This window comes from Lentzea sp. CC55 (assembly GCF_021056325.1).
GTDB lineage: Bacteria > Actinomycetota > Actinomycetes > Mycobacteriales > Pseudonocardiaceae > Lentzea > Lentzea jiangxiensis.
This window is the reverse complement of sequence record NZ_JAJCXE010000039.1, coordinates 71,706-92,647: the sequence shown is the minus strand read 5'-3', so window position 1 is coordinate 92,647 and position 20,942 is coordinate 71,706. Positions and strand designations below refer to the sequence as shown.

Sequence of the window (20,942 nt, the reverse complement as noted above, 5' to 3'; positions counted from 1 at the left end):
CGTCTACCTGCGGTTCTTGACCGTCTTGCGGAGCTTGGCGCGCAGGGCGCGGACCGCGACGGGCCCGAGGTCGTCCACCACCTCGACGAGCACCGCCAGCCGGTCGAGGGAGTCCAGCGCCGCCTTCGCCCCGTCCGGGTCGACGCCCTCGTACAGCTCCAGCCCGATGAACCCGGCGCTCACCGCACGTGCGAGACCAGGCGTGTCGACCAGCTCGGACACCGGCGAGCCGGCCAGCAGCCTCGTCAGGGCGCCTTCGATCGGACTGATCCACAACCGCAGCGACGCGGCGGTCGCCTCGGCGAGCTCGGGATCGGCCTGCGCGCCGGCCAGCAGCTGGGCGAGCACCATGACGTTGCCCTCGGCGCGTTCCTCGTCGTGCAGCGCGCGGCCGAGCGCGAGGAGCTGACGCAGGTCGGTGACGTGTTCGAGGCGCTCGGCGAACAGCTCGACCCTCGCCCGCGTGGCGGCGAGGCACGCGGCCTGGAGCAGGTCGTGGACGGTGCCGAAGTGGTAGAAGACCAGCGCCTGGTTGACCCCGGCGGTGGCCGCGATGCTCCGCGCCGTGGTGCCGGTCAGGCCGTGCGTGCGGATGGTCTCGATCGCGCCGTCGATCAGGCGTTGTCGGGTGTCGGCCACGGCATCACCGTAGAGGCCGCCTGCTCCGGCGGTGCCGCCGATCACGTGGAGGGCGGTCAAGCCCTTGCCTGTCACCCGTTCGTGCAGTTGGTCGCGTCGATCGGAGGTTCTAGTTTCGAGATCGTCGTGCGGGCAGGCGAACAGGAGCTCATCAGTGGCATTCCCGAACACCGAGGTGCGGGCGGGCCTGCTGTCCAAGAGGACGCTGGTCGTCGCGTCGCACGCCGTGGAACGGGCGGCGCTGGCGGGTGACCGGGCCGAGCCCGCGATCGTCCTCGCGCTGTTCCAGCGGCTGCCGTACTTCCTGCGGGAAGCGGAGGTGTACCGCCGGATCGGGGCGCTGGCGTCGGTGACGGTCGTCGGCATGGTGTCCGACGTGCGGCCCGACCTGCCGGCCGGTGTCACGCCCGTCCTGCTGCGCTCCGGGGAGGAGCTGGCCCGGGAGTGGTCGGTGGTCGTGCTCACGCCGACCTTCGGCGCCTCCGTCGTGGCGACCGACCTCGAGGAGCTGGATCCGGGTGGCAGCACCCTCGAGGCGAGCAGGGTGTTCCAGGGCAGGTGGGCGTTCCGGCGGGAGGAGGCGTACGCGGAGGCGGTCCGGCTGCGCGACGCGCTCGGTGACCGGATACCGCCGGACGTGCGCAGGCGCTTCGACTCGGTGCTGAACGGCATCACGGAGCCTCCCGCCGGCGAGGTGGAACGCCGCGCGGAAGCGGCGTTGCGGCACCTGACGTCACGACTCGTGGCCGCCCGGGACGCGACCGAGCTCTCGGCGTCGCGTGCCGGCGAGGAGATGCGGGACGCGCTCGACCCGTGGACGGGCCTGCACACCGTGGACTCGGTCAACGCGTGGCTGGGCAGGCAGCTGGCGGACACCGTGCGGCTGGGGCTCGTGGTGATCCGCGTGCCGGGGCTGAGCGACTTCGTCGACGTCCACGGTCCGAGCGCGGCGGTGCACACGGAGAACAACATCGCCGACGTGCTCCGCGTCCACCTGCGTCCCGTCGACCGCGCCGCCAGGCTCAACGGCGACGAGTTCGTGCTCGTGCTGCCGGGCACGTCACCCCAGGCGACGCACGCGGTCGCGGACCGCGTGCTCGGCGCGTTGCGCGGGCTGCACGACACGTACCCCTACCTCCCCGTCACCGCGGAGGTCCGCGTGCAGCACACCCGTGACCGCCCGTTCGACATCGGCGGCCTGGGCGCCCGGCGAGCGCCGGTCACGCCACAGCGGCCCTACACGCTGTCCGGCACGTTCGACGAGGACGAGTGGGCGGCGCTGATCTCGCACTGACGGCGGTTCAGAAGGCGTACCGGACGCGCAGGTAGGGGGCGTGCTCGGCGACGAGGGCGAGGAAGGAGTCGAGGAGCTCCCGCTTGAGGCCCCGCCGGTAGCGGACGTTGACGCCGCCGCCCTCGCTGCGCTTGACCTCCTGCAGGTCCGGCCGCCACAGCAGGTCCTCGGCCCTCGGGTGCCAGCGCAGGTTGACCTCGTGCAACGGCAGGTTGTGGGTGAGCATGATGACCTCGGCGGCCAGCTGGTCGCGGGTGGCGGACGAGGTCGCGTCCCCGAGCGACTCCAGCAGGACGCGCCAGTCGTCGAGCCAGCCGTCGTGGACGACGACCGGGCTGAGGTTCACGTGCACCTCGTAGCCGGCGGCGCGGAAGTCGTCGAGGGCGGCGAGGCGCTCGGCGACGGGGGTCGTGCGGATGTCGAGCAGCTTCGCGGTGCGTTCGGGCATCAGCGAGAACCGGACGCGGGTGCGGCCCCGCGGGTCCCAGTCCAGCAGGTCGCGGTTGACGTACTTGGTCGCGAACGACGCCTTGGCGGTGGGCAGGTCGCGGAACAGCCGCACCAGGTCCCGCACGTTGTCGCTGACGAGCGCGTCCACCGAGCAGTCGGAGTTCTCCCCGATGTCGTAGACCCACGCCCGGTCGTCGATCTGGCCGGGCTCGGTCATCGGGCCCTGCCGGGCGGCGTGGCGGGCCAGGTAGCCGGTGATCTGCTCGATGTTCGCGAACACCGTGATCGGGTTCGAGTAGCCCTTGCGCCGCGGCACGTAGCAGTAGGCGCAGGCCATCGCGCACCCGTTGGCGGTGGACGGGGCGATGAAGTGCGCCGAGCGGCCGTTGGGCCGCGCGCTCAGGGACTTCTTCACGCCGAGGACGAGCGCTTCGCGCTTGATCCGCACCCACCGCTGGGCGTTGGCCTCGTCGCCGTGCAGCTCGGGGATGCGCCAGTGGCTGTCGACCTCGACCCGGTCGGCGTCGGGGAACCTGTCGAGCACCTCGCGGCCCCGCGGCAGCAGCGCGGCGGCGGGCTCCACGTAGATCCGGGTCGGGCTCAGCAGCGGTGTCGAAGTGCTCACCCTTCCAGTGTCCGGACGACACCGACAAAAACCGCCACCGGCGCGGCCGGCGTCGTGCCGGTCACAGCGGAAGTCGCGGACAGCACGCCTTCGACTTCACCGGGTTGCCCGCTGTCCGGGGGGAGCCCGAAGCGGAACGCTGTCCGGGGTGTGCGGGACCGGCCGGGGAAGGGTGGGAGCGGTGGAAGCGAGCGAGGCGGGGCCGTCCGAGCGCCTGAACGTGGCGATCGCCGAGTTCAACGCGCTCAGGGCCGAGATCGCCGGGCGCTCCTCCGCTCAGCACGGCCTGCTCAACCTGAGCCTCGTGGCCACCGCGGCGATCGGGACCATCGCCTTCTCGGACGCCGCGCGACGGCCGGTGCTGCTCCTGCTGCCGCTACTGTCCTGCATCTTCGGCATCCTCTACTTCGACCACCACTTCGCGATCGCGACGATCGGGAAGTACGTCAAGAGCGAGCTGGCGCCGGACATCAGACACCACGTGTCGTGGGGCAGGGCTCTGCGCTGGGAGGAGTTCGTCAGGGTGGAGGCGTCGAGCCGCACGGGTCTGGCGAAGGGGATGGTCAGGTTCGACCTGCCGATCATCTTGGCCTTCGTGGTCGTTCCGGCGCTTTCGACGATCTACGTCGCCTCGTTCGCGAGCGGACCTTGGTTCTGGGCGGCCTGGTCCGCCGGTGTGCTCGCCGAGGCGCTGACCGTCGTGGTGGGCGTGGTGGCCACGCGCGACTGGCGTTCCGAGACCGGACGGCACGACCGGGGTGGAGCAGGCTCCACCTGATTCACGGAAGTCTGCGGTATCGGCCCCACCGGTGGGCCGAAACTACGGTCGTTCCCATGAACAACGAACCGAACTCCACGCCCGCCCGCAACCGCGCCCTGCTCGCCGTGGTCCTGGCCGGCAGCCTCGCGGCCAACGTCGTCACCCAGGCCTTCGGTCTGAGCCTCTTCATCAGCGCCGCTTTCGGACTGGTCGCCCTCGCCAGCGGTGTCGCGCTCTTCTCCAGCCACCGCAAGGGCCGCGGGGCGTCGCGGAGCTGAAGCGAACGCCGTGGTCAGGGCTTCGCGGTCAGCGGGAAGGTCACGCCGGTCAGCCGTTCCGACGTCTCCCACAGCCGCCGCGCCGCCACCGGGTCGCTGGCCGCGGCCGACCGTCCGACCAGCGCCGGGTGGCCGTGCAGCTCGAACCGCCCGTCCGGGCCGACGTAGCTCGCGCCCGGCAGGTCCTGGGTCGCCGCGTACAGCGACGGCAGCGCGCCCTGCTGCTCGGTCTGCGCGAGGTGGCGCCCGGCGAGGTGCACGATCTTGACCAGGTGCCGGTTGCGGCCCTTGGTGCCCAGGTTGCTCGCCGTGTAGCCGGGGTGCGAGGACAACGCGCGCACGGACGACCCGGCCTCGCGGCAGCGGCGGTCCAGTTCCAGGGTGAACAGCAGGTTCGCGAGCTTCGACCGGCCGTAGGCCTTCACCGGGCTGTAGCCGGCGCGGGCGAAGTCGAGGTCGTCGAGGTCGAGCACGCCCGCCTTGTGCGCGCCGGACGCCACGGTCACCACGCGGTCGGTGATCGACGGGAGCAGCAGGTTGGTCAGCGCGAAGTGGCCGAGGTGGTTGGTGCCGAACTGCAGCTCGAACCCGTCGGCCGTGTGACCGTGCGGGGTCATCGCCACGCCGGCGTTGTTGACCAGGACGTCGATCTCGCCCCGCCAGCCGTCGGCGAACGCGCGCACCGACGCGAGGTCCGCCAGGTCCAGCTCGCGCACCTCGGTGGTCCCGGACATCGCGGCCGCCGCCCGTTCACCGGCGGCGACGTCGCGCACCGCGAGCACCGTGCGGGCTCCCGCCGCGGCGAACGCGGTGGCCGTGCCGCGGCCCACCCCGCTGGCCGCGCCGGTCACCACGACGGTGCGACCGGTCAGGTCGGGGAGGTCGTCGGCGGTCCACCGGGGCTTCTCCACGACCGCCAGTCTAGGCGGGTGCCCTGGCGGGTAGCCGAGGCCGATGAGGCACCGCTTCGGGGACGACGTCGCGGCACTCTGCTCGCCGCTGACCGGTCCCGGCGACTTCGACGAACTCGTCGACCGCGTCGGGGACGCGCGTGTGGTCATGATCGGCGAAGCCAGTCACGGCACCCACGAGTTCTACCGGTGGCGCGCCGCCCTCACCCGGCGGCTGATCACCGAGAAGGGCTTCTCCTTCGTGGCCGTGGAGGGAGATTGGCCCGACTGCGCCAGGGTGGACCGGTCGGTGCGCCGGTCGGTGGAGGACCCCCGCGCCGCGCTGCTGGCGTTCGAGCGGTGGCCGACGTGGATGTGGGCCAACGAGGAGGTCCTCGACTTCACCCGCTGGCTGCGCGCGCACAACGCCGCTGTGGACGGACGGGTGGGCTTCCACGGCCTGGACGTGTACTCGCTGTGGGAGTCGCTGCGCGAGGTCGTGGTGCACCTGCGCGAGCACGACCCCGAGGAGGTGCCGGCGGCGCTGGCCGCCTACCGGTGCTTCGAGCCCTACGGCGAAAGCGTGCGGGACTACGCGCTGGCCACGCGGTTCATCCCGGTCAGCTGCGAGAACGAGGTGGTCGACCTGCTGGTCCGCCTGCGTGACCGCGCCCGGGACGCCTCGGGGTTCGGGGCGTGGCAGAACGCGGAGGTCGTGGCCGGGGCCGAGCGCTACTACCGGGCCGTGATGGCCGGCGGACCGGAGTCCTGGAACATCCGCGAGCACCACATGGACGACACCCTGAACCGGCTGCTCTCCCACCACGGCGCCGGTTCGCGGGCCGTGGTGTGGGCGCACAACACCCACGTCGGCGACTCCCGCGCCACGAGCATGACGGCGTCCGGCACCGTCACCCTCGGCCGGCTCGCCCGGGAACGCCACGGCGAGGACCGGGTCGCGCTGATCGGGTTCGGCAGCCACCACGGCACGGTCGCCGCGGGGAGTTCCTGGGGCGCCCCGGTGCGCGAGGTGCCCGTGCCGGCCGCGCGACCCGGCTCGCTGGAGCACGTGCTGCACGACACCGCGCCCGAGCAGGCTTTGCTGATCTTCCCCCGCGACGACCGGCCCGGCCTGCTCACCGCCGAACTCCCCCACCGCGCCATCGGCGTCGTCTACGACCCCGCGCACGACCGCGTGCGCAACTACCTGCCCACCAGGCTCGGCGGCCGGTACGACGCGTTCCTCTGGTTCGACGGGACCCGTGCGGTCAGTCCCCTGCACGGGCGCCGGGCCGGCGTCCTGGAACCGGCGACGTTCCCGAGCGGTCTCTGACGGGCCGCCGGGCGAGCAGGACCGCGCCGACGACCACGCCCCCTCCGGCCAGGGTGTGCCACCCCACCGGCTCCGCCAGCAGGAAGTAGCCGAGCGCGGTGGACCACAGCGGCGTCACGTAGGTGACCGTGGCCGCGACCGTGGGACCGGCCTCCCGGATCAGGTCGAGGTTGAGCACGTACGCGTAGCCCGTGCCGACCGCGCCCAGCGCCAGCAACGCGAGCGCGGCGGACGCTCCGGGCCAGGACGGCGGTCCCGACAGCACGGGTGCGGCCAAGCCCAGTTGCGCGGTGGCGCAGGTGATCTGCACGGCGGACAGGGCGCTCGCCCGGTGGGGCACGCCGGACAGGAAGCGCCGGGTGTAGGCGAACCCGGCTCCGTAGCAGGTGGTGGCGCCGAGGCAGGCCAGGCCGCCGGCCAGCACGTCCCCGTCCAGGCCGCGCCACACCCCGAGCAGCACCAGCACCCCGCAGAACCCGAGCAGCAGCCCCGCGAGCCGCGTCCTCGTGACCTGCTCCCCCGGCACGACCAGGAGCGCGAACGCCAGCGTCGTCAGCGGCGTGGTCGCGTTCAGCACGCCCGCCAGCACGGAGTCCACCCGGGACTCCCCGAAGGCGAGCAGCGTGAACGGCACGGAGTTGAGCAGGGCCGCGACCACCGCGGCGTGCCCCCAGGTCCGCGGGTCACGCGGCACAGCCGCCCTCTGCGCCACGCAGATCGCGCCCAGCGCCAGAGCACCGAACAGGCAGCGGGCCAGCGCCACCTGCACCGGCGGCACGCCCGCGTCCACCGCCACCTCGATCAAGGCGAAGCTGCTGCCCCAGATCGCGGACAGCAGCACGAACTTCCCAGTAGACCCCACGGCGCGAGCATCACGGGCAAGGCATCATGAGTCCAACAAGTGTTGATCGAAGGAGCATGAGAGACGCTCATGGCGTTGAACTTCGCCCAGCTCAGGGCGTTCCTCGCGGTGGTCGACGAAGGCGGGTTCGGTGCGGCCGCGGACGCGCTGGGCATCACGCAGTCGGCCGTCTCGCACGCCGTCGCGTCGCTGGAGCGCTCGCTGGGCCACCCCGTGCTCTCCCGGCGCGGACGGAGCACGCCCACCTCGTTCGGGAAGGAGCTCCTCGCCCACGCCCGTGCCGCCGTGAGCGCGTCGGCCGCGATCACCGACCTCGCCGAACGGCACCGTGCCGGTGCGCGGGGGACGATCCGGCTCGCGGCACCGCCGACCGTCTGCCAGAGCCTGCTGCCGGACCTGCTGACGCGGTGGCGGGCGGAGTTCCCCCTGGTCGACGTCAGGGTGTTCGAGGGAGAGGACGACGAGGTGGCGGAGTGGCTCGCCGGCGGCACGGTCGAGGCGGCGGTCCTGGTCGACCCGCCGGCCGGCCGGGGCGCGCAGATCGGCGAGGACGCCTTCCACGCCCTCCTGCGCGACGACCACCCGCTGGCGGGTCAGCCCCGGATCGGCGTCGAGGAGCTGGCCGACGACCCGTTCCTGCTCTCGCGCGGCGGCTGCGAACGGCACGTGCGGCAGGCGCACGCGGGCCACCCGTTCGCCCCGCGGCACCGGGTGCGCGAGCTGGGCACACTGCTCGCCATGGTCCGCTCGGGCGTCGGCGTGTCGCTCGTGCCGGGCCTGGTGGCGTCGATGCTGCCCGCCGGCCTGGTCGTGGTGCCCCTGCGGGAACGCGTGGTGCGCAGGCTGGTCCTCAGCGGTCCGGCCGGTCGCGAGTGGCACCCGGCCGTGACGGCCCTGGTGGACTCGGTCCGGGGATGATCGGGACCCCTGCGGCGGGTCCGCGCTTCTGCATCCCGTCCCCCCGGTCTACCCTGGAGGGGATGCGGCGATCCGGAGTGGTGGAGAACGTGCGGGGCTTCGGTCTCCACGACCACGTGTGCTGGAGATTTGACGACCGCACCCAGTTCCGCGACCACGCCGTGGATTTCCTCGCCGAAGGGCTCGAGCTGGGCCAGGCGGTGCGCTACATCGGCACCGGGAACGCCGACCGGTTGCGCGACGAGCTGATCGGCGTCAGCGCGCTCAGGACCGCTCTGCGCGACGGGTCCGCCGAGGTCGTCTCCCTGGACGACGTCTACCCGGTCGGTTCGGTGGTCGACCCCGCCGCGCAGGTGCTCGTGTACGCGGCCGCGACGGAGAAGGCCCTCGCGGACGGCTTCACCGGGCTGAGGGTCGCGGCGGACTGCACCGCGCTCGTCGGCAGTCCGCGGCAGCGGGCAGCGTTCGCGACGTACGAGCACCTCATCGACCACTACATCGCCGCCCACCCGTTCTCCGCGATGTGCGCCTACGACAGCCGCCGGCTCACCGGCGAAGCGATCGAGCAGGTCGCCTGCATGCACCCGAACACCAACGCGGGCGACGTCCGGTTCCGCCTGCACGGGACCGACCGCGCCGGATGCGCCGCCGCTCTGGACGGCGAGGTGGACAGCACCTCCCGCGAGGCGTTCGCCGAAGCCCTCGAGCGCGCCGACCCGCGTCCGGTGGACGGCGAGCTGGTCGTCGACGCGACCGGGCTGACGTTCCTCGACCACAACGGCCTGCTCCGGCTCTCCGCGCAGGCACGCCGCAGCGGAGCGACCCTGGCGCTGCACACGAGGTGGCCCGGCGCCGTCCGGATCGTCCGGGCGCTCGACCTGTCGGACGTGCGGGTGGAACTGACGTCGTGACCGCTCCGCAGACCGCCCCGGCCACCGGGGCTTTCCTCCACCCCGCGGTGTTCTACGCGACCGACCGGGAGTACCTCGCCGCACTCGTGCCGTTCGTCACCGACGGACTCGCCGCGGGCCAGCCCGTGGCCGTGGCGGTGCCGGGACCACGGCTCGACCTCCTGCGCACCGCGCTCGGTGACCAGGCGGACGACGTCACGCTGATCGACATGCGGGACGCGGGCCGCAACCCCGGCCGGATCATCGCCGGCGTGCTGCGCCGGTTCGCCGACGCCCACCCCGAAGGGCACGTGCGCATCATCGGCGAGCCGATCTGGCCCGGCCGCACCGAGGTCGAGTACCCCGCGTGCGCGCAGCACGAGGCGTTGATCAACCTGGCGTTCGCCGGCCGTGACGTCACCATCGCCTGCCCCTACGACACCGCGCGCCTGTCCGACGAGGTCATCGCCGACGCCCGCGCCACCCACCCGCTGCTGTGGGAGCCGGACCGCCGCCGCACCAGCGCCGAGTACGCGCCGGACGCCGTGGTGAACCGCTACAACCTGCCCCTCGACGATCGCACGGACGGCAGCGCGGAGGAGTTCTTCGTCGCCGTGCTGGACGACGTGTCCCCGGCCCGGCGGCGGGCAGCCGCCTTCGCCCGGAGCCTCGGCCTGACCGACGACCGCGTGGCCGAGGTCGAGCTGATCGTCACCGAGCTGGTCACGAACGGCGTTCTGCACGGCGGTGGGGCCTGCCGGTCGCGCCTCTGGCGGGAATCCGGCTACCTCGTCTGCGAGGTGCGGGACGAGGGGCGCTTCGCGGATCCGCTCGCCGGTCGTCGTCCGGCTCCTCCCGACCAGATCGGCGGCCGGGGTCTGCTCATGGTCCACGACCTGGCCGACCTGGTGCGCGTGCACACCTCCGACCAGGGCACGACGCTGAGCGTGCTGGTGCGGCTCGACGCCTGACCTGTGCCGCGTCACAGCGCAGCCACAGCCTGCGCACTGCGGCGTGCGAACGTCGAAGCACTGATCGCGATTCTCGGAGCAGCGCTCGCCGCGATCGGGGACGCCCGTCCCGCCGGCGCGGACTCGCGGCGCCGTCATCGGAAGGGACTGGTCCGGTGACGCTCGCAATGACGGCATCGGCCGACCGGTACCGGCGGTTCCACGGCTACCCCGGCTGGCACTCGCTGCGCAACGTCAGCAGCGGCAGGTGCCTGGTGTCCGCGGGGGGCAACGACGAGGCCCGGCACATCCGGTTCGACTGCGCGTCCCAAGTGGACCAGGCGTAGCGGCTGGTCGTCCGACCCGCAACGCCGTGCAGCGCCCCGCCAGAACCGACGGGGCGCTGCACGGTCGAGCAAGACACGACGGACGCGATCGCCATCCCGCCCTGGCACTAGCGACCTCGGGGTGCGCCGGCGTGTCCGAACCACCACCACGGGCCGCAGGTGGAGGTCCTGAGGTCAGCGGTCCGAGTCGTCCTCGTAGGAGGCCTCGACCTCGATGTCCGGGTTGGTGCACGGGCCGCTGTCGTTGTTGGAGAGGATCGGCACCGCGATGACGTTCACATCGATGTGGCAGATGTTGATGTCACTGAGGAGCTCGGAGTCCTCCATGTTGATGAGGCCGACCTGGTGGTTGTGCTCGTACTCGGACGCGAGGTCCTTCAGGTCGTCCATCGCGTCACCCTGCGTCGCGAACGCGGGCGTGCCCATCATCAGGAAACCCGCGCCGACGGCGGCCGCGGCAAAAGCCTTCTTCAGCATGACGTTCTCTCCTCGGAGCCAGGTGGTGATCTGCGCGTGCGAAAAGCGGGGAACGGCGCCGGCACCCCTGCCTGGCGCCGTTCCCCGCCTCACGTCAGTTGTCGTCGGGGTTGGCGCAGAGGCCGCTGTCGTTGTCGGACAGCACCGGCACCGCGATGACGTTGACGTCGATGAAGCAGGCGTTGATGTCGCTGAGCACCTCGGAGTCGTTCAGGTCGACGAGGCCGACCTGGTCGGTGATGTCCAGCTCAGGGGCATCGGCCAGCGCGGTGGTACCAAAACCGAGGAAGGCGCCCGCGATAGCGACGGCCGCCCCTGCCTTCTTCAGCACAGAAATCTCCTTCATTGAATCTGGGAACGGATTGCCTCGCCGGCAGATACCGGCAGCAAGTCCGAGGGGACCGTATCGAGACAGCTGGTTCGAACAAAATCGGAAACGGCTTCGCGACGGCGCGCGCAACACGTGAACCACACTTTCGAGTGATGCTGAGGCGCTCATGTTTGGCCGTTGTCGGCGCATGAGCTGGAGATACATGACGAACGCCCGGCGCGCACCCTGCTTTGGAGTGAAGATCCCGACCGCACCTCGTCCGCATCCGGCTCCGCGAACTGCTAGTCCTGGTCACAGCGGTGCCCGGCCAGCGCCGTCACGAGGGTAGAACCAGCCCGGCCGACATCGCTCAACACCCTCTGAACAGCGTTTTCACGTCACTCCGGAACAACTGGCCGAAAGTGGCGTTCTCTTCGCCTCCGTCTTCAGCGGGTCGGCATCGACCGTCGAACGGACGCGGACCCGCCGCGAAGCGGGACGGGGAACGGCACACCTGCGTTTGTCGGCGGGACCTGCACCCAATACGGTCGGACGCATTCACCACCGGACCTCGTTGAGTCGAGCTGGCAGCTCGGAATCGCGCTGGAGACCGAGGATGCGATCGGACGAATGCGAATAGCGGTGCTGTCCGCGCAAGCAAGTCCGCTCTCCGAAAGCGCGGGGCGGGCCGCGCACGTGGCAGAGCTGTGTGCGGGATTGAGCGCGTCGATGCACGACGTGGTCGTCTACACGCGACGAGAAGACGCCACGTCACGTGAAACGGTCAGCAGCCCCGAGGGGTATCAGGTCGTGCACGTCCCGGTGGGACCGGAACGCGTGCTCGGGGACGACGAGCTCGCGGCCCACCTCGGTGACTTCGCCGAGTTCGTCGCCGGGCGGTGGCGGAGGCGTCCGCCCGACGTGGTGCACGCGCACCACTGGACTTCGGGACTGATCGCGGTGATCGGGGCGCACCGCCTGCGCATCCCGGTGGTGCACTCCTTCCACGGCCTGGGTGGCGCCGGGGCCGGGCTGCGGGCGACGGCCGAGGGTCTCATCGCGCGGCGGGCCGCGCGGATCGTCGCCACGAGCTCGGCGGAGGCGGCGGAGCTGTGGCAGTCCGGGGTGCGGCGGGCGCACGTGTCGGTGGTGCCCAGCGGGGTGGACCCCGGTTTCTTCACGCCCGAGGGGCCGGTCGAGGTCCACGACGGGCGGATGCGCGTCCTGCTCACCGGGGAGCTGGGCCCCGGCAGCTCGGCGGCGATCGGCGCGGCGCTGTCCACTGTGGACAACGTGGAGCTGGTGGACGCGAGCGCGGTGCGGCGCGGGGACCGGCCGGCGGTGCTGAGGTCGGCCGACGTCGCGGTGTGCGCGCCGCTCGCCGAGGGGTACGGCATGGCGGCGCTGGAGGCGATGGCGTGCGGGGTGCCGGTGGTGGCCACGGCGGTCGGCGCCCTGAACGATGTCGTGCTGCCCGGTGTGACCGGGGTGCTGGTAGCGCCGCGGGACGTGCGGCGGCTGGCGCGGTCGGTGAAGGCCCTGCTGTCCGACGAGACGCGCAGGGAGCAGTTCGGCATGGCGGCCCGCGACCGCGTCCTGGGCCGGTACTCGCGGCGGCGGCTCGCGGGGGAGGCGCTCGAGGTCTACGAACGCGCCACCCGCGCCGCGACAGGGGGTGAGGCGGCGCGATGGGCGGCCGGGAACGCCGCGCGACCGGGGTGAGGCCTCGGCGTCACCCCGCCGGTTCGTCGCGCACGAGCGGCCGGCGCAGGCGAGCGTAGACCTGGGCGGGCCCGCGCTGAGCGGTGATCACCTCGGGGCCGGTCGCGTGCTCGTACGCACGGACCGCGTCCAGGCCGACGCGGTCCCACCCGTACCGGATGGTGACGCGGTCCTGGCCCGCCGCTCCGAGCGCCTGGCGCCGCACCTCGTCGCCCAGGAGCGCGCGCAGGGCCCGCGCCAGCAGCGTGGGGTTGTGCGGCGGGACGAGCAGCCCGGTCACCTGGTGCACCACGGACTCGGCGAGGCCACCGGTCGCCGACGCCACCACGGGCACCCCGCACGCCATCGCCTCGAGCGCGGCGACCCCGAACGACGGACGCCGCCGCGGGCACGCCACCACGTCCGCGGAGCGGATCAGCGAGGGCATCTCCGAGTGCGGTACCCGGCCGATGATGCTGACCCTGTCCGCGACGGCGTTGCGGGCCATCAGCTCGCACAGGCGCTCGTACTCGGCGTTGCCCTTGAGGAAGCGCCGCGGAGGACCACCGGCGACCACGAGCTCGGTGTGGCTCACCGCGGTGAGGGCGATGATCAGGTCGTCGACGCCGTCGTCCGGGGAGAGGTCCGCGGTGACGAGGACGCGCAGCCTCCCGGTGCGCGCGGTGGCCGGCCCGCCCGGCGTGAAGACGGACGTGTCCACCCCCCACGGCACGGTCGAGATCCTGGACCGCCGCACGCCGAGCCGGACCAGCTCGCCCGCCTCCTGGGCGGACGTCGCGACCACCCCGGTGGCGCCGCGGGCGACCAGCCGCTCGATGTCGGCGGAGTCCCCTCCCCCGAGCCCGTGGAAGCTCTGCACGATCGGGATCGCGGTGCGGCGCGCGCTGAGCACGGCCGCGAGGCCGGAGGTCCAGTGGTGGGCGTGGATGAGGTCCGGCGGGCTGGAGGCCCACTGGGTGTTCAGGAACTTCGCGAACTCCCCGGTGTGCGGCACGACGCCGTCCTGGTCGAGGGCCTCCGCCGGGCCGGCCGGGACGTGCACCACCTCGAAGCCGTCGGCGAGCCGGACCCGTTCCGGCAGGCGCGGGTCGGTCCGGCGGGTGTAGATCGACAGCTCGTGCCCCAGCCGGTGCAGCTCCTCGGACAGCTTCGCCACGTGCAGGCGCCGGCCGGCGGCGTCGGGGTCGCGCAGCGCGGTCAACGGGTTGCCGTGCAACGAGATCATCGCGATCTTCACCTGGTCACCTCCGGGTGCGGCCACGGGTTCGCGGTGCACGTCCTGCCGTCGCGGGGAACGGTCAGGCCCTGCGGCGTCCTGGCGGTGACCCGCGCCAGCTCGTCGTTGGAGACGGAAAAGGTCTGCTGCATCATCACGGGCGCGGGTGCGCCGTCGGCGGGGCAGAACTCGTGGCCGTGGCCCAGGAAGTGGCCCATCTCGTGGTTGACGAGGTAGCGCCGGTAGCCCTCCAGGTCGCCCTCGAACGACTCGGCGCCGCGGAACCACCGGGGCGCGCTCACGTAGATGACGCCGTCGATGTAGCAGGAGGTGTCGTAGGGCAGGTCGAACCCGCAGGTGGCACGGGCGGTCCGGGTCGCCGTGAGCCTGATCCGCACGTCCGGTTCGGCGACGTCCACCCGGCGGAAGGCGACGCCGCCCGTCGCCGTCCACCCGCGGGGGTCGGCGAGCGCGGAGTCGACCGCCGCGGCGAAGGCTTGGTGCTCACTCGGCAGCACGGCGCCCTGCTCGACCTCGACGGAGTACGTGTGGACGGTTCCCCTGCCGATCTGGGCCGTGGTGCCCGCGATGGTCCGCCACCAGCCCTCGCCCTCCTCGCGCACCGCGACCCCGGGCGGGAGCTCCGGTCCCGGCCGGGGCACGGTCTGGGCGACGAGCGCGGGCGGCGGTGCCGGGGCGGACGACGACGGTGGAGCGGAGGAGGAGGGCGGGGGCACCGTCCTCACCGAGATCGTGGCCGCCGGGACGGGCGCGCGCACCTGCTCCTGCGACGTCATCTCCGGCTGCGGCCAGATCTTCAGCAGTCCGATCGTCACCCCGGCGAGTGCCGCGGCGAAGACGTACACGACGATTCTTCCGACGGTCATGAGGCACTCCCCCGGTCACGAGCAGCTGAACAGCACGGGGCAGGGCGCGTGGTGCAGCGCCGCCCTCGCCGCCGGTTGCAGGCCCTCTCCCGGCCCGCGTTCCCGGCCGGACACCACGAGCAGGTCGCTCGGGAACAGCCGCGTCTCCTCGGCCACGGACCTGGGCACGTGCACCAGTTCGACGATCACGTCCGGGCACGCGGCGTGGACGAGGTCCGCGGCGGCGTCGAGCGAGTCGCCCGGCTTCGGGCACGGGCGGGACAGCACGCGCAGGCGCGTCGCTCCCCGTGCGCGGCACAAGGTCGTCGCCCGCTGCAGCACGCCCTCGCCGCCGACGCTGTCGAGGACGGCGGTCACGACGCCGAACCGGCCCGCGATGGCGGCGGGGTTGCCCCTCACCACGACGACGTCGCGGCAGTCGCCACCGGCGATCGGGGGCATGGCCAGAGCCTGCTGCCGGGAGATGACCACCAGCGCGCCCTCCCAGCGGGCGGGCGGGGAGCAGTCGTGGCGTTCGACGTGGACGGGCAGGCCGGGCAGTTCGGCCACCAGCGCCGCGACCTCGGCGTGGGCGGGGTCGTTCCCGGCGGCTTGCACGACCAGGCCGATGCCCAGGGCCTCCGCGCACGCGGCGGCCCAGCGGACGCCGGTGACGCCGCAGTCGCGCACGTCCACGAGCACGCAGGTCGCGGTGGTGAGCGCGGACCCGTGGGCGAGGGCGGTCATCGCGTCACGCTCGGTGTGGTGGGCGCCGCCTCCACGGCCGCGGGCTCCGGGCTCCTCGGCAGCGGCATCTCCTGCACGGAGGCGATCTCGGTGTACCACTGCTCCAGCAGGCGCTGCCGTTCGCCGAGGTCGGACAGCAGGACGCGGGACCGTTCCAGCGCCTCGCCGACGATCTCCCGCGCGCGCTGGCCCGCCTCGGCCAGCCGCCGCTGGGTCTCCTGCTCGGCCTCGTCCAGCAGGCGCGCCTGGCGGCCGGCGGCCTCCTCTGCGCGCTGCTCGGCTTCCTCGGCCCGCGTCCTGGCCTCGGCCTCGATCTCGTCCGCCTTGCGCCTGGCGACGTGCAGCAGGTACCGGATGCACCCGGAGACGGCGTTGTCCTTGTCGTGTCCCGCGTGGATCGCGCGGTACTCCGCGAGCTCCGTGCGGGCCTCCTCGAGGTGACGGGTGAGCTCCTCGGCCGTTTCGAGCGCGGCGTCGCGATCGGCGCAGGCCAGTTCGAGCTGGCGTTCCAGCCGGGCGTACTCCTCGTCGACCTCGCGGCGGTCGTACCCGAACATCTGCGTGCCGAAGGTCCTGTGACCGTCGTCCAGGAAGTCGTCCATGGCCATGACCGGTGTCCTTTCCTGAACGTTCGTCGGTAGGTGTTGAGGTGGCAGTACCCGCGACGAGGGCTGTCAGACATCCTTGAACGCGCAAGCACCCGCTCTAGTGAATTCCTCACGGACCGTCATCAACGGCCGGTCACGGGTAACTCGACCGGCTCTCTTCGACGGAGGGAGGCGCAAAACGCGAACGGGTGGGTACACGCGGGTCATCTCACCTGGAGGTAGTGCGTGAACGACCCCTCTGCCGGCGATGCCGTCTGGCAACCGTTCGTCGACGCGTTGTGCTCCGCCGCCTGGACCTGGGACGCCCACCTGGGACGGATCTCGGGCAGCGACGGGCACCCCGTCCCGATCAGCTCCGAGCAGGCGCAGAACGTCCTGCTCGCCCTCACCTCCCTGGCGCGGCGGATGGCGGCGGCGACCGCGTCGATCGTGGGCGCCATCGCCGACGCGGAACTGGATCCGGCGTCCGAGCAGGACGCTCTCTCGGAACAGGTGGAGTCGTTGGGACGCATGGCCTTGTTCGCCGAGGCGATGCACCACGCGGCCGAGACGGCGCAGGCCGTGGTCACCCGGGAGCAGAAAAAGGCGTAGGCGCGCCGGGTGGCCCCGGCGCGCCTCGGTCCGTGCTGGAGGTCAGTTCTGCCGGAGGTAGGCGATGTAGGACTCGGCCGCGTTGCGCGCACGCTCGCGCAACGCCCGCGGGTCCGTGGCCGCCGCGGCCTCGAGGCCCTCGCAGCTGCTCGCCAGCGCGTCCGGGCCGAGCGCGTTCACGGCCATGTCGGGCAGCTCCTCCTTCATGCACCGCACGGCTTTCCCGACGGCGTCCGGGTTGCAGTGGTCGGCCGGTGAGTAGCACTTCTCGACGACGTCGTCGACGACGGGTTTGGCGCGCTCGTAGATCATCTCCATGCTCCCGAGGCCGGACACCGCCTCCGGGAGCACCACGTCGGTCAGCTCCCGCACGTCGCGGCGGTCTGTGCCGGGCTGGAGCTGTGCCTGGCACACGCGGGACATGAACTCCTCGCGCGTGATCTCCGTCAGCTTGCCGACGGTGTCGCTGAAGTTGCCGTAGCACGCGATGGCGTTCGCCGCCGCCGGCGCGAGCACCAGCGGAATCGCGGCGATCAACGCGGCCAGTGCGGTGGTCCTGGTTTTCATACCGTCCTCCTGGGACTTCAGCCGATCGGTTCACCGACTGGTACCCCCGCGTCCGCACCGCGCACGCAGTCGGAACAGGGTTCGACCACATCGGGTGACGGGTGGTCGCGAAGCGTCATCGCCCGGCGGGGACGATGAAATCGGCCGGAACATCCGCGCCGTCCGCCGCGACGACGCCGAAGCACGCCCCCGCCGCGCGCACGGCGTCCCGGACCTCCGCGAGGAAGTCCACATCGGACTCGCTGCCGAAGTGGTCGAGCAGGACGTCGTCGAAGCCGAGCGACGCGGCCTCGCGCGCCAGTGCCACGACGTAGCCGCGCACCTCGGGATGAGCGGAGTTGGTGAGCGTCAGCGCGGTGTCCCCGAGGTGGTCGCGCATGCCGGACCGCGCGGACGCCCTGGCGAGCACGGGGTCGTGGAACGCGACGATCCTCGCGACCGCGCGGACCCCGGCGCGGTGCAGCTCGTCCACGGCGGCGCGCGGGTCGTACCTGCTGTTCACCGCGCCGATCTGCTGGGCCAGGGCGACCCGCGACGAGTGGGCCACCTGCCCGGTCTCGTCCTTGACGTCGAGCCGGACGGCGTCGATCTCGCCCCGGCGCGCCATCGCGAGCACCCGTTCCCGCGCCGGTGGGGACGCCCAGTCCTCCACCGTCACGTGCTCCGCGCGCACGGCGGGACGGGGCACCGGCACCACCACGTGCCGTCCTGCCGAGTTGCCCGCCGCGTCGCGTGCTTCCACGAAGATCGTCGCGGGCGCCGACGCGACCACGGCTGTGAAGACACCGTTGTCGACGTGGGCGCGGGTGTGCCCGATCCTCACGAGCTCGGCGCCGTCGGCGGTGCCCCTGATGACGACCGGTGCGCGTGGTCCGCCGGATCGTATGTGCTGCACGGCAAGAGAGGGCGCCGTGTTGTCGATTGTGAACTCGTGGTCCACCACAGCGTCCACCACCAACGCCGTGGCGCTGCGGACGCGGGCGGTCAGCAGGTGCCTGCCCTCGGTCGGCACGAACCCGTCGAGCAGCAACCTCTCCCCGTCGCGGCGCGGGGTCACCGCGGCGTCGTCCACGAAGACCTCCACCCGGTCGAGGCTGTCCTCGTCGTCCGTCCCGATGCTGATGCCGCGGAACGCCGAGGCCCGCAGCACCGCGCCGTCCTCGATGCCCTCGACGGTCAGGCCGATGTTCCTGATGTGCGCCACGGACGCCACCACGACCGTCGACGACACCGCGAACACCACGCCGAGGAAGACCAGCAGGATCAGCTCGGACCTGCGCACCGGGGCGGACATCGGGTCATCCCGTCGCCAGGGCGGCGAGACGGTCCGCGCCCCCGTTGAAGACGTTCTGGTCGATCGGCGACGAGGTGAACTGCCAGATCGTGTGGAACGGCCAGCGGTACGGCATCGGGCCGACCGTCGCCGCGTACCTCGCGAGCCACAACGGGTTGGTGGAGCTGAAGTCGCCGGTGCGGCCGGTGCACCTGTCCCACCACTGGGCCGACGTGTAGATCACCGGCCAGCGCCCGGTGAGCGCGTGGTAGGTGTCGCTGAAGCTGCGGATCCAGTTCACCATCGCGCCGTGGCCCAGGCCGTAGCAGGTGTCGCCGCCGTAGGGGTTGTACTCGATGTCGAGCGTCCCCGGCAGCGTCCTGCCGTCCTTCGACCACCCGCCTCCGTTCGCCACGAAGAACCGGGCCTGCGTCGCGCCGTCGGACCGGTTCGGCAGGGCGAAGTGGTAGGAGCCCCTGATCATGCCGACGGCAGCGGACCCGTTGTACTGCTGGGTGAAGTTGGGGTTGCGGTAGGTGGTCCCCTCGGTCGCCTTGACGTAGGCGAACCGCTTGCCCGAGCGCCACCAGTGTCCCCAGTCGACGGCACCCTGGTGGCTGCTGACGTCGATGCCGTCCACCCGGCCCACCCCGAGTTCCGGTGGCGACAGCAGCATCTCACTCGTACCCTCGTGCTTCGCGATCTGCGAACCGGCGGAGTGGTCGTCGGAGCCTTCCGCCGCCCGCACGGGCGCAGGGATCAGCATGCTCACGAGCGTCGCGATCGCGGCGACGCGAACGACGCGAGAGCCGGCACTTCCTAGCGAAGGCATTGGATTCCTCCCCGGTGCGTGAATGTCCTGTTGGGCAGCTACCCGTGCCGGGAACGGAAAAACCGGACACGGTCCGGTTGACACGAGCGAGTGACTGAAATGCTTCTTTCGCACAGCGGGTGACCATTTCACCGGCTCCGGTTCATTCGAACCGGGCGCCTGACCGCGCATTCGCCGGGTAACCGCCGGAGACCACCGTCGGCGAGGGGAGTGTGGTCGTGAACCGCTGGAGGATCGCGCGCTGCGCGGGGAAGCTCGCGGGCCTCTGCCTGCTCGCCGGAGCGCTGGTCGCCGGGCTCCTCTTCCCCGCCACCGCGACGCTGGGTGCGCTGTCGAACAACATCAGCGATCAGGTCAAGTCCACTTTGGCCCAGATCCTGAACACCGAGCCGCCGCTGATGACGACGGTGACCGACAAGGACGGCACGCCGATCGCGTACCTGTACGACCAGTACCGGGTGCGCACGCCGCCGGACAAGCTCTCGCCGCACATGAAGGACGCCCTGTTCGCGATCGAGGACCGCCGGTTCTACGAGCACCACGGTGTCGACTGGTTCGCCACCCTGCGCGCCGCCGCCCGCAACAACGCGAGCGGGTCGGTGGAGCAGGGCGCGTCGACCCTGACGCAGCAGTACGTGAAGAACTACCTCGTGCACGTGCTCGCGCGCACGGACAAGAACGCGCAGCGCGCTGCCCAGGAGCAGAGCATCACCCGCAAGCTGCGCGAGGCCCGCATCGCCGTGGGCCTGGAGACGGCGCTGAGCAAGGACGAGATCCTCGCCCGCTACCTCGACCTCGTGCCGTTCGGGTCGACGATCTTCGGTGTCGCCGCCGCGTCCCAGGCGTACTTCGACACGACACCGGACAAGCTGACCGTCCCCCAGGCGGCCACGCTGGCCGGCATGGTGAACAGCCCGACCGCCCTCGACCCGGAGGCGCGGCCCGACAAGGCGATCGAGCGCCGCAACCTCGTGATCGACGCGATGGCGACGGACGGGAAGGTGTCCAAGGAGGACGCGGACCGGCACAAGGCGTCCCCGCTCGGGCTGCAGGAGCCGGTGCGCACGCTGCAGACCGGCTGCGTCGGCGCCGGGCCGTCGTACGGGTTCTTCTGCTCCTTCCTCGTCGAGTACCTGACCGAGGCAGGCTTCAACCTGGAGGAGCTGAAGATCGGCGGGTACCGGATCGAGACCACGCTGGACCCCAAGATCACCGAACACGCCAAGGCCGCGGTCGAGGCGCAGGCGCCGAAGAACACGCCGGGTGTCGCGAACACGATGGCGATCGTGCGTCCCGGCAAGGACGCGCACGAGGTCGTGGCACTGGTGGCCAACCGCGACTACGGGCTCAAGAAGGAGGAGTTCGAGACGCAGTTCGACCTGCCGAGCGGTGTGGAGAACAAGTTCGGCACCGGCTCGGTCTACAAGGTCTTCACCGCGGCGGCGGCGTTGGAGAAGGGGGTCGGCATCGACACCGTGATCCCCTCCCCCAACTCCT

General features: G+C 72.0%; 24 protein-coding genes. 11 read left to right on the top strand and 13 right to left on the bottom strand.

Annotated elements, in window-relative coordinates:
* Positions 1-3 precede the first annotated feature (3 nt).
* Positions 4-639 carry a TetR/AcrR family transcriptional regulator gene (locus L6E10_RS27110; protein ID WP_236222678.1) on the bottom strand — a complete coding sequence of 212 codons (636 nt, stop codon included), beginning with the start codon at positions 637-639 and terminating at the stop codon, positions 4-6.
* Positions 640-793: 154 nt separating this feature from the next.
* On the opposite strand from L6E10_RS27110, the gene L6E10_RS27105 reads away from it, so the two are divergent.
* Positions 794-1,933 carry a DICT sensory domain-containing protein gene (locus tag L6E10_RS27105; RefSeq protein ID WP_236222676.1) on the top strand — a complete coding sequence of 380 codons (1,140 nt, stop codon included), beginning with the start codon at positions 794-796 and terminating at the stop codon, positions 1,931-1,933.
* A gap of 7 nt (positions 1,934-1,940) precedes the next feature.
* On the opposite strand, the gene L6E10_RS27100 is transcribed toward L6E10_RS27105, so the two are convergent.
* Positions 1,941-3,008, bottom strand: coding sequence for a spore photoproduct lyase family protein (locus tag L6E10_RS27100; protein WP_236222674.1), 1,068 nt, complete (start codon positions 3,006-3,008; stop codon positions 1,941-1,943).
* A 181-nt stretch (positions 3,009-3,189) separates the two neighbouring features.
* On the opposite strand from L6E10_RS27100, the gene L6E10_RS27095 reads away from it, so the two are divergent.
* Positions 3,190-3,786 (top strand): hypothetical protein, encoded by a 597-nt coding sequence (locus L6E10_RS27095; protein ID WP_236222672.1) that lies wholly within the window; start codon positions 3,190-3,192, stop codon positions 3,784-3,786.
* 56 nt (positions 3,787-3,842) lie between these two features.
* Complete coding sequence (locus L6E10_RS27090) at positions 3,843-4,046, top strand: hypothetical protein (RefSeq protein WP_236222670.1); 204 nt, start codon at positions 3,843-3,845, stop codon at positions 4,044-4,046.
* A gap of 14 nt (positions 4,047-4,060) precedes the next feature.
* Here the strand turns inward: L6E10_RS27090 and L6E10_RS27085 are convergent, their stop codons facing one another.
* Complete coding sequence (locus L6E10_RS27085) at positions 4,061-4,957, bottom strand: oxidoreductase (RefSeq protein ID WP_236222668.1); 897 nt, start codon at positions 4,955-4,957, stop codon at positions 4,061-4,063.
* A 43-nt stretch (positions 4,958-5,000) separates the two neighbouring features.
* On the opposite strand from L6E10_RS27085, the gene L6E10_RS27080 reads away from it, so the two are divergent.
* Positions 5,001-6,269, top strand: a complete 1,269-nt coding sequence (locus L6E10_RS27080) for an erythromycin esterase family protein (protein ID WP_236222666.1) — start codon at positions 5,001-5,003, stop codon at positions 6,267-6,269.
* Here L6E10_RS27080 and L6E10_RS27075 read toward each other — a convergent pair.
* On the bottom strand, positions 6,205-7,131 hold the full coding sequence (locus L6E10_RS27075) for a DMT family transporter (RefSeq protein ID WP_236222664.1): 927 nt from the start codon (positions 7,129-7,131) through the stop codon (positions 6,205-6,207). The two genes, L6E10_RS27080 and L6E10_RS27075, sit on opposite strands and share 65 nt — an antisense overlap.
* 69 nt (positions 7,132-7,200) lie before the next feature.
* Here L6E10_RS27075 and L6E10_RS27070 point away from each other — a divergent pair, with 69 nt between their 5' ends.
* The 4 genes from L6E10_RS27070 (at position 7,201) to L6E10_RS27055 (ending at position 10,236) form a co-directional block, all read left to right on the top strand.
* Complete coding sequence (locus L6E10_RS27070; protein ID WP_236222663.1) at positions 7,201-8,049, top strand: LysR family transcriptional regulator; 849 nt, start codon at positions 7,201-7,203, stop codon at positions 8,047-8,049.
* Positions 8,050-8,111: 62 nt separating this feature from the next.
* Positions 8,112-8,960: an MEDS domain-containing protein gene (locus L6E10_RS27065; protein ID WP_236222661.1), complete on the top strand. Its 849-nt coding sequence runs from the start codon at positions 8,112-8,114 to the stop codon at positions 8,958-8,960.
* Entirely contained in the window at positions 8,957-9,910 is a 954-nt protein-coding gene (locus L6E10_RS27060) for an anti-sigma factor RsbA family regulatory protein (protein WP_236222659.1), read from the top strand. Before L6E10_RS27065 ends, L6E10_RS27060 begins: the two co-directional genes overlap by 4 nt.
* Positions 9,911-10,065: 155 nt before the next feature.
* Entirely contained in the window at positions 10,066-10,236 is a 171-nt protein-coding gene (locus L6E10_RS27055; protein ID WP_236222657.1) for a hypothetical protein, read from the top strand.
* A gap of 174 nt (positions 10,237-10,410) precedes the next feature.
* Here the strand turns inward: L6E10_RS27055 and L6E10_RS27050 are convergent, their stop codons facing one another.
* Both L6E10_RS27050 and L6E10_RS27045 read right to left on the bottom strand, forming a co-directional pair.
* Positions 10,411-10,713 carry a hypothetical protein gene (locus tag L6E10_RS27050; protein ID WP_236222656.1) on the bottom strand — a complete coding sequence of 101 codons (303 nt, stop codon included), beginning with the start codon at positions 10,711-10,713 and terminating at the stop codon, positions 10,411-10,413.
* Between the two features lie 94 nt (positions 10,714-10,807).
* Positions 10,808-11,044 carry a hypothetical protein gene (locus L6E10_RS27045; protein WP_236222655.1) on the bottom strand — a complete coding sequence of 79 codons (237 nt, stop codon included), beginning with the start codon at positions 11,042-11,044 and terminating at the stop codon, positions 10,808-10,810.
* A gap of 609 nt (positions 11,045-11,653) precedes the next feature.
* Between L6E10_RS27045 and L6E10_RS27040 the strand changes: the two genes are divergently transcribed.
* Positions 11,654-12,745, top strand: coding sequence for a glycosyltransferase (locus L6E10_RS27040; protein WP_275677095.1), 1,092 nt, complete (start codon positions 11,654-11,656; stop codon positions 12,743-12,745).
* 10 nt (positions 12,746-12,755) lie between these two features.
* On the opposite strand, the gene L6E10_RS27035 is transcribed toward L6E10_RS27040, so the two are convergent.
* The 4 genes from L6E10_RS27035 to L6E10_RS27020 are packed head-to-tail and all read right to left on the bottom strand — an operon-like array spanning position 12,756 to position 16,182.
* On the bottom strand, positions 12,756-13,982 hold the full coding sequence (locus tag L6E10_RS27035; protein WP_236222651.1) for a glycosyltransferase: 1,227 nt from the start codon (positions 13,980-13,982) through the stop codon (positions 12,756-12,758).
* On the bottom strand, positions 13,979-14,848 hold the full coding sequence (locus tag L6E10_RS27030) for a DUF3152 domain-containing protein (protein WP_236222649.1): 870 nt from the start codon (positions 14,846-14,848) through the stop codon (positions 13,979-13,981). The genes L6E10_RS27035 and L6E10_RS27030 overlap by 4 nt, the downstream gene beginning before the upstream one ends.
* A gap of 15 nt (positions 14,849-14,863) precedes the next feature.
* Positions 14,864-15,574, bottom strand: coding sequence for a hypothetical protein (locus L6E10_RS27025; RefSeq protein ID WP_236222648.1), 711 nt, complete (start codon positions 15,572-15,574; stop codon positions 14,864-14,866).
* Positions 15,571-16,182: a DivIVA domain-containing protein gene (locus L6E10_RS27020; protein ID WP_236222646.1), complete on the bottom strand. Its 612-nt coding sequence runs from the start codon at positions 16,180-16,182 to the stop codon at positions 15,571-15,573. The genes L6E10_RS27025 and L6E10_RS27020 overlap by 4 nt, the downstream gene beginning before the upstream one ends.
* 225 nt (positions 16,183-16,407) lie before the next feature.
* On the opposite strand from L6E10_RS27020, the gene L6E10_RS27015 reads away from it, so the two are divergent.
* A complete protein-coding gene (locus L6E10_RS27015; protein ID WP_236222644.1) occupies positions 16,408-16,773 on the top strand; it encodes a hypothetical protein in 366 nt (121 codons plus the stop codon).
* Between the two features lie 42 nt (positions 16,774-16,815).
* Here L6E10_RS27015 and L6E10_RS27010 read toward each other — a convergent pair whose 3' ends face one another.
* The 3 genes from L6E10_RS27010 to L6E10_RS27000 all read right to left on the bottom strand — a co-directional run bounded on the left by L6E10_RS27010 (position 16,816) and on the right by L6E10_RS27000 (position 19,379).
* Positions 16,816-17,340 carry a hypothetical protein gene (locus tag L6E10_RS27010; RefSeq protein WP_236222642.1) on the bottom strand — a complete coding sequence of 175 codons (525 nt, stop codon included), beginning with the start codon at positions 17,338-17,340 and terminating at the stop codon, positions 16,816-16,818.
* Between the two features lie 115 nt (positions 17,341-17,455).
* Entirely contained in the window at positions 17,456-18,634 is a 1,179-nt protein-coding gene (locus tag L6E10_RS27005) for a putative glycoside hydrolase (protein WP_236222640.1), read from the bottom strand.
* Positions 18,635-18,638: 4 nt separating this feature from the next.
* Entirely contained in the window at positions 18,639-19,379 is a 741-nt protein-coding gene (locus L6E10_RS27000) for a lysozyme (RefSeq protein ID WP_236222638.1), read from the bottom strand.
* 284 nt (positions 19,380-19,663) lie between these two features.
* Between L6E10_RS27000 and L6E10_RS26995 the strand changes: the two genes are divergently transcribed.
* Positions 19,664-20,942, top strand: a 1,279-nt coding sequence (locus tag L6E10_RS26995; RefSeq protein ID WP_236222636.1) for a transglycosylase domain-containing protein, incomplete at its 3' end; no start/stop codon positions are given.